Genomic DNA, 6,105 nt, shown 5'->3' with positions numbered 1-6,105 from the left:
ACACTACTTTCTAATGCTAACTCAGAAACAGTCATTTCAATGACTCTTTCTTTATTATTAATTATATAATCAGCAATCTTTTTTTCTGCTTCATGTAAGCTTTTATAAATGCAAAGAATTTTATCTAGAACACTCTTTTCTATCTCTCTCACTTTAATAATTACTCCCTTAATCATCGTATTCAAGTAATTAATTCATAAAACTTCTTACTCAAAAGTATAGCTTAAATTCCATTGTTTCCTTACCTCATCCATTATATCCATGACATCAACAGACAATCTTAAAGTATCATTACCTGTTTTACTCATTACCATACTATTTACGCATTCAATTTCATATTCTAATGCTTTTGAACCATGGCCTTCTTCAATAATTTCTACACTTCCATCAGGATATGTAATTGTTGCTTTATCTGCTCTTGGAAAATTTTCAACAGTTATATATCCTAATTCTCCACATACAATTCCTCTCTTTGGCTGTTTTGCTCTCATAGTTAATGATATAACTGCCATTTCATCATCAGAATTTTTAAGAATTATACCTGACTGCTCATCCACTCCAGTTTCGAATTTCTTAACTGTAGTTAAAATTTCCTCTGGCTGACTAGAGAGAAAGTACCTTGTAAATGACAATGCATATGTTCCTATATCAAGAAGGGCACCTCCTGCTAAATCTGGGCTAAAAAATCTATTTGTCACATCATACTCTTTAAGGCTTCCAAAGTTAACTTGAATCATTTTAATCTTTCCAAGCTTGCCATCATCAACAATTTTACGTAACTTTTTATATAACGGCATATGATAAATAGTCATTGCTTCTGCCACTATTAATTTTTTCTCATTTGCTAATTCAACTATTTCTTTCAATTGCTTTCCATTTACAGTAATTGCTTTTTCACAAAATACGTTTTTATTATTATTAAGACTCTTAATTATATATTCATAATGATTACAGTGAGGCGTCGCTATATAAACGACATCTATATTATCATCTTTTAGCATCTCATCATAATCTCCGTAAGCTTTTTCTATGTTATATTTATTAGCAAAATCCCTTGCCTTTTCAATATTTCTTGAACCTACCGCATATATCTTCCCATTCACTTCATTTATGGCCTTTGCAAAATCTGCTGCAATTGTTCCTGGCCCTAGTACTGCCCAATTTATTTTATTCATATCCTTCACCTCATACGTTTTAATTTTAAATTTCATTCTTGATTAAATTATTTTTGTGAAATTTCCCTAATACCTTCCTTACTAGCAATAATCACTTTTGTGATTACATTAGTAAATAATGACGTTTCTATAACTCCACAAATTCTTATTAGATTATCATTTAGTTTATGAATATCTTTTACATTATTAAAGAATACATCTACTAATAGGTTGCCATTATCACTTATAGTAAATCCATCTTTTATATCGCTACTTCTAATCACCGGTTTCCCATTTAACTCTAGTACTTTTTTTTCAACATACTTCAAAGAGTCCTCTAAAACTTCAAGTACTACTGGAACATCAAATGTTAACTCTTTTTCAACTTTTGCTTCATCAACAAGGAGAATATATTCTTCTGCCATACTAGCAATTAACTTTTCCTTAGTATGAATTCCTCCACCACTTTTCAATGCATTTAATTTTTCATCAACTTGGTCACAGCCATCAAAAGCAACGTCCACTTTATCCACAGAACTTGTGTGCAAAACTTCTAAACCTTTTTCTATGCAAAGCATCTTTGTTTTCACTGATGGAGTAACTATCTTCACGTTAATATTTTTGTCCTGTTTTATAAATTCTATTAAATAAGCTATGCTCCTCCCTCCACCTAGACCTACTATCATCCCATCTTTTATATATTTCATGGCTTCCTTAGCACTATTTTTCTTTAAATCGTTATCACTCATTCTCAATATCCTCCTAAATACAGTATCAAGTTAATATAATCATAATATGATATATTTATTTCGTCAATATTATTATTTATGAAATAAAATTTCACCGCAGCATATCATTTATTATATGCTTTACCAAATGCAAAAAATGATGCTTTGAAGCATCATAAATCACTTCAAAGCATCATTATTACATATTTAAATATACTTTTTATATCTTCTAAGTACTTTAGCAATAGGTAATCCCAGTAATAATCCAATAACAATTTGAGTCACATTTCCAGGTATTGATGCAACTGGTGCTGCCCAATTTCCATAAAGTATTCCTTCAGTAATGTAGTATCCTGCTATCATCCAAATACCTGATAGCACAATTGCCAAAAGATTAAGTACGATACTATTACCTTCTTCATTTCTACTCCACGCTATGGCACCAACCATATATCCCATAATTCCTCTTACTATAAATGTAAATGGAGCCCAAAGCGCCCATCCTGATGATAAATCAAATATTGCCATTCCTACAGCAGCAGCTATAGCACCCTTCTCTTTTCCAAAAACAATTGCTGTAACAAATAACATTACAGTTCCTAAATGAACCAATCCGCCAGTAGCTAATATCGGCAATCTAATATTTATAAACGCTGTTGCAACAAATACTAGCGCTGTCAATAGTGCTGTTTCTACCATGTCTTTTGTTTTAAATTTGCTTTTTCTTCTGTTTATTTCCATTCCTTGCCCCACCTTGCTTAATTTAATAATTAATTATTTAAGTGTCTAATAAATGAATTTACTAATTCACCATTACTTTCAAAACCTAGATCTTTTAGTCCGTTCTCAATTATATTTAATGCATAAAGAATCTTATCAACTTTTGCATTCTCCCCCATGTGTCCTATTCTTAAAATTATATCTTCGTATGGATTTAGTGATGTTATAATTAAAGTATTGTATTTACTCAACATATGATTTTTAAGCCTCTGAGCTCCTATGTTTTCCGGTATTTTGACTGCTGTTACTGTATTTGAATAACCATCTTCTAAAAATAATTCAAGTCCAAATTCACTAACAGCCTTCCTAGTCGCATATGCTATTTTTTCATGTCTCTTGAGCACATTTTGAATTCCTTCATCCAAAATATTATCAACCGCTTTATCTAACCCCATGATATCACTTATTGGCATTGTGTACGGAAACCACTTATTTGCGTAATAATTTTCCCAGATATTAAGATTACAGTAAAACCCTATTACTGGAGTCTTTCTATTTTTCATTGCTTCTTTAGCCTTTTCGCTGATGCTTACCATAGTTAATCCAGCTGGAGCTGAAAATGCTTTCTGAGATCCACCTAATGCTATATCAATCTTCCAATCATCAACTCTTATTTCTTCTCCACCCATTGCAGAAACAGAATCAACAACAGTTAAAATTCCATACTCATTTAATAATGGACATATCTTAGATAAATCATTTAAAACTCCTGTTGGCGTATCGCAATGAACTATTGTTGCATACTTAAAATCATGATCCACACTTAAAAATTCATTTAACTTACTTTCATCTATAGCTTTGTTATAATCGCACGAAAAATATACCCCTTCTCCTCCGTACATTTCAACAAAGTCCTTAAAACTTCTCCCATAAATTCCATTGTCTAAAACAAGTACTCTATCACCTGGTTCAGTAAGAGATGCACATGCCGCTTCTAATCCTAAAATACCTTCCCCACTTAGTATATATACCGGATTTTTTGTCTCAATTATTTTTCCTATTTTATCACAAATATTTTTATAGAATTCCACAAATTCTTCGTCTACATCTGGATTAGTAGTTATCCTAGCTCTTTCTAACCTTACATTCTCTCTAACACTTGTCGGACCCGGAGCATAAACAAATTTCTCATTCATAGAATGCATCCCCCTCCTTTCTTTTGTATTTTAATATTAATTAAAATATCATATATAATAAAAAAAGTAAATTGTACGGATACAATATGTTTTTTATTTTTAATTCTCTATTAAAATGTAACTTTCTAAATCGATCATTTTCATAAAATTAAGCCTTAAAAGGGTATAGCATCCGTAAACTCTCTAATGATAATCTACTACAAAATAAAAAATAAGCTTTCAAAAATAACTTGAAAGCTTATTTAATAGAATTTATAAAATTTTTTATGAATTCTTAGATTTATTTTGCATTTATTTCTTCTCTGTTAATTTCAATGCAAAATCCAATACTTTTTGACCATTCATCATTCCATAATCAACCATTGGTATTACATCTACTGGAATTCCTAGTGGCTCACAAATTTTCTTTGCCTTTCCTAATGTATATCCAACTTGTGGTCCTAACAAAGCAACATTTACGCCATCTAGATTTTTATCCATTTGACTTTCTGGAAAAGCTTCAATATCTACTTCTATACCTTTAGTCTTGGCTGCATCCTTCATTTTATTAACTAAAAGACTTGTTGACATTCCTGCTGCACAAAATAATCTAATTTTTATCATAATTAATTCCTCCTAAACAATGTATTTATTCTAGTGTTATTACTTAGTTAAAGTATTTACAAATTTTCTTAATTTAATTATTTAATCAATTAAACTCTTTTTTGTTATTAAATAATCCTGGCTATGTTCAAATAAAACCCTATTATAGGAAAACCATTAAATATTAATTTTTCCTTTTTATTGATCGGTATGAATTTATTATATAACAATAAATTTTCTTTGTAAATGTTTTCCGATATATCCAGCTAGGATAAGATTATCTTCAATAGGATAGTTGCGATTAATCTTTTATATAAATTTAATCATTTAGAACCGCAATTAATAGCAAACTATCGGAGTACCTTCTTCAATATTATTAAATAAGACCTTTGCTAGGTAATATGGTGCATTAACGCATCCATGAGAACCATTCGCTTTGTATATATTTCCACCAAACTCTGATCTCCAGCTTGCATCATGTATACCAACATTCCCATAAAAAGGCATCCAGAAAGAAACCGAGCTACTATAATTTTCACCTTTCAAGGTAGCATCCTTTTGCTTATAATTTAATCGATAAACTCCAGTTGGAGTGGGAGATCCTCTGCTTGCATTACCTGTAACAACATCACCTTCTATTACAAGTATTCCATTTTTGTAATACCATAAGTGTTGAATATTCATATTAATTTCCACGTAAGTATTGCCTATGTCATTACTATCATGAGATAAAGCGACTTGCTTATATATAGGCTCTTTTTCTATATTTTCTCCTTTCTCAATATCTTTAATCAACTCTTTTGCCTCCTGTGAAGTATCAATTACCCATCCATAATTTCCTCCACTAACTTTTGTTATTGTTCCTAAAGATGTTTTGAAATCTCTTGTTTTTCCTGATGTATTATGCGTATTGGAAATTTTATCCATATAATCATAGACTTTTTTTTCATCAATTGAAACAAAATAGTCTTGATCTACTTTAAGCCAATTGTGTATTATTGATCCATCAATAACTTCATTATCTTCGCCGAAGGAATATGTAATTTTTGATGATGCATATTTATCGAGTATATTTTTAGCGTCTAAAACTTCCTTAGATGTTGATATATACTTAGGATTCTCATAGCAATTAATTGATTCTAAATTAATTTTCTTCTCCCCACTAACAACTGCCTTTATTAAGTGTTCATACAAAGCATCTTTATTAATCTTATTTCCATATATCTCTTTGTTAATTATATATCCATCATCTTTATATTCTAATTCAGAATTTTTAGGTGCCACTACACTGCTTCCTGTTATACAAGAAAGATTATTAAAGCTTTTCTTTAATAAATCTTCGTTATATGATACAGAATCCGTAATTGTATAATTCTTCTCTCCTAAAAAAGATAAAATCCAAGCAAATGGAATCTGCTTACTTTTCAGTTCTTTAATTTTGTCTCCTAAATCATATCTTAAGTTAATATCCGCTCCTTTTATTTCTTCCTTTGCACCATAACGTTCTTCTAATTCCACTGAATATGTGTCCATTTTAGATAATATTTCTTCTTCTGCCTCTTGCGCTGTTTTACCTGAGACGTCAACCCTGTTAATTGTTGAACCAAAATAAAAATGATTGATAAAATGTATAGAAACTATTGAATATATAGCTACCAGGGCACAAATAATCATCATTATTCTTTTTGGATATTTTATGTATTGTAATATTTGTTTTATCATACT

At 30.2% G+C, this 6,105-nt stretch carries 7 protein-coding genes (1 of these 7 cut by a window edge); all 7 read right to left on the bottom strand.

Translation table 11 applies throughout. The features are described from left to right. Positions 1-176: the start of a MurR/RpiR family transcriptional regulator gene (locus F3K33_RS04145; protein ID WP_011968107.1), read on the bottom strand. 700 nt of this gene lie to the left of the window's left edge; 176 of the gene's 876 nt are visible here — the first part of the coding sequence; its start codon is at positions 174-176; the stop codon falls past the left edge of the window. 30 nt (positions 177-206) lie between these two features. Next, complete coding sequence (locus F3K33_RS04140) at positions 207-1,175, bottom strand: Gfo/Idh/MocA family protein (protein WP_011968106.1); 969 nt, start codon at positions 1,173-1,175, stop codon at positions 207-209. Between the two features lie 47 nt (positions 1,176-1,222). After that, positions 1,223-1,903 carry a ribose 5-phosphate isomerase A gene (gene rpiA / locus F3K33_RS04135; RefSeq protein WP_039772594.1) on the bottom strand — a complete coding sequence of 227 codons (681 nt, stop codon included), beginning with the start codon at positions 1,901-1,903 and terminating at the stop codon, positions 1,223-1,225. A 186-nt stretch (positions 1,904-2,089) separates the two neighbouring features. Further along, entirely contained in the window at positions 2,090-2,623 is a 534-nt protein-coding gene (locus F3K33_RS04130) for an ECF transporter S component (RefSeq protein ID WP_017209487.1), read from the bottom strand. 29 nt (positions 2,624-2,652) lie between these two features. Further along, a complete protein-coding gene (locus F3K33_RS04125) occupies positions 2,653-3,798 on the bottom strand; it encodes a pyridoxal-phosphate-dependent aminotransferase family protein (protein WP_039772591.1) in 1,146 nt (381 codons plus the stop codon). 291 nt (positions 3,799-4,089) lie between these two features. Next, positions 4,090-4,401, bottom strand: a complete 312-nt coding sequence (locus tag F3K33_RS04120) for a PTS sugar transporter subunit IIB (protein WP_017209485.1) — start codon at positions 4,399-4,401, stop codon at positions 4,090-4,092. A 318-nt stretch (positions 4,402-4,719) separates the two neighbouring features. Continuing rightward, complete coding sequence (locus tag F3K33_RS04115; RefSeq protein ID WP_039772589.1) at positions 4,720-6,102, bottom strand: L,D-transpeptidase family protein; 1,383 nt, start codon at positions 6,100-6,102, stop codon at positions 4,720-4,722. Positions 6,103-6,105 lie beyond the last annotated feature (3 nt).

Source organism: Clostridium beijerinckii, assembly GCF_008705175.1.
Lineage (GTDB): Bacteria > Bacillota > Clostridia > Clostridiales > Clostridiaceae > Clostridium > Clostridium beijerinckii.
Note: the sequence above shows the minus strand (reverse complement) of the source record. Positions and strands in the feature narration are given on the sequence as shown.

What these genes read in the sequence shown, in the direction of transcription:
- F3K33_RS04140 (WP_011968106.1), bottom strand. Translation starts at nt 1,175, where the DNA reads ATGAATAAAATAAATTGGGCAGTACTAGGGCCAGGAACAATTGCAGCA.
- rpiA (WP_039772594.1), bottom strand. Translation starts at nt 1,903, where the DNA reads ATGAGTGATAACGATTTAAAGAAAAATAGTGCTAAGGAAGCCATGAAA.
- F3K33_RS04130 (WP_017209487.1), bottom strand. Translation starts at nt 2,623, where the DNA reads ATGGAAATAAACAGAAGAAAAAGCAAATTTAAAACAAAAGACATGGTA.
- F3K33_RS04125 (WP_039772591.1), bottom strand. Translation starts at nt 3,798, where the DNA reads ATGAATGAGAAATTTGTTTATGCTCCGGGTCCGACAAGTGTTAGAGAG.
- F3K33_RS04120 (WP_017209485.1), bottom strand. Translation starts at nt 4,401, where the DNA reads ATGATAAAAATTAGATTATTTTGTGCAGCAGGAATGTCAACAAGTCTT.
- F3K33_RS04115 (WP_039772589.1), bottom strand. Translation starts at nt 6,102, where the DNA reads ATGATAAAACAAATATTACAATACATAAAATATCCAAAAAGAATAATG.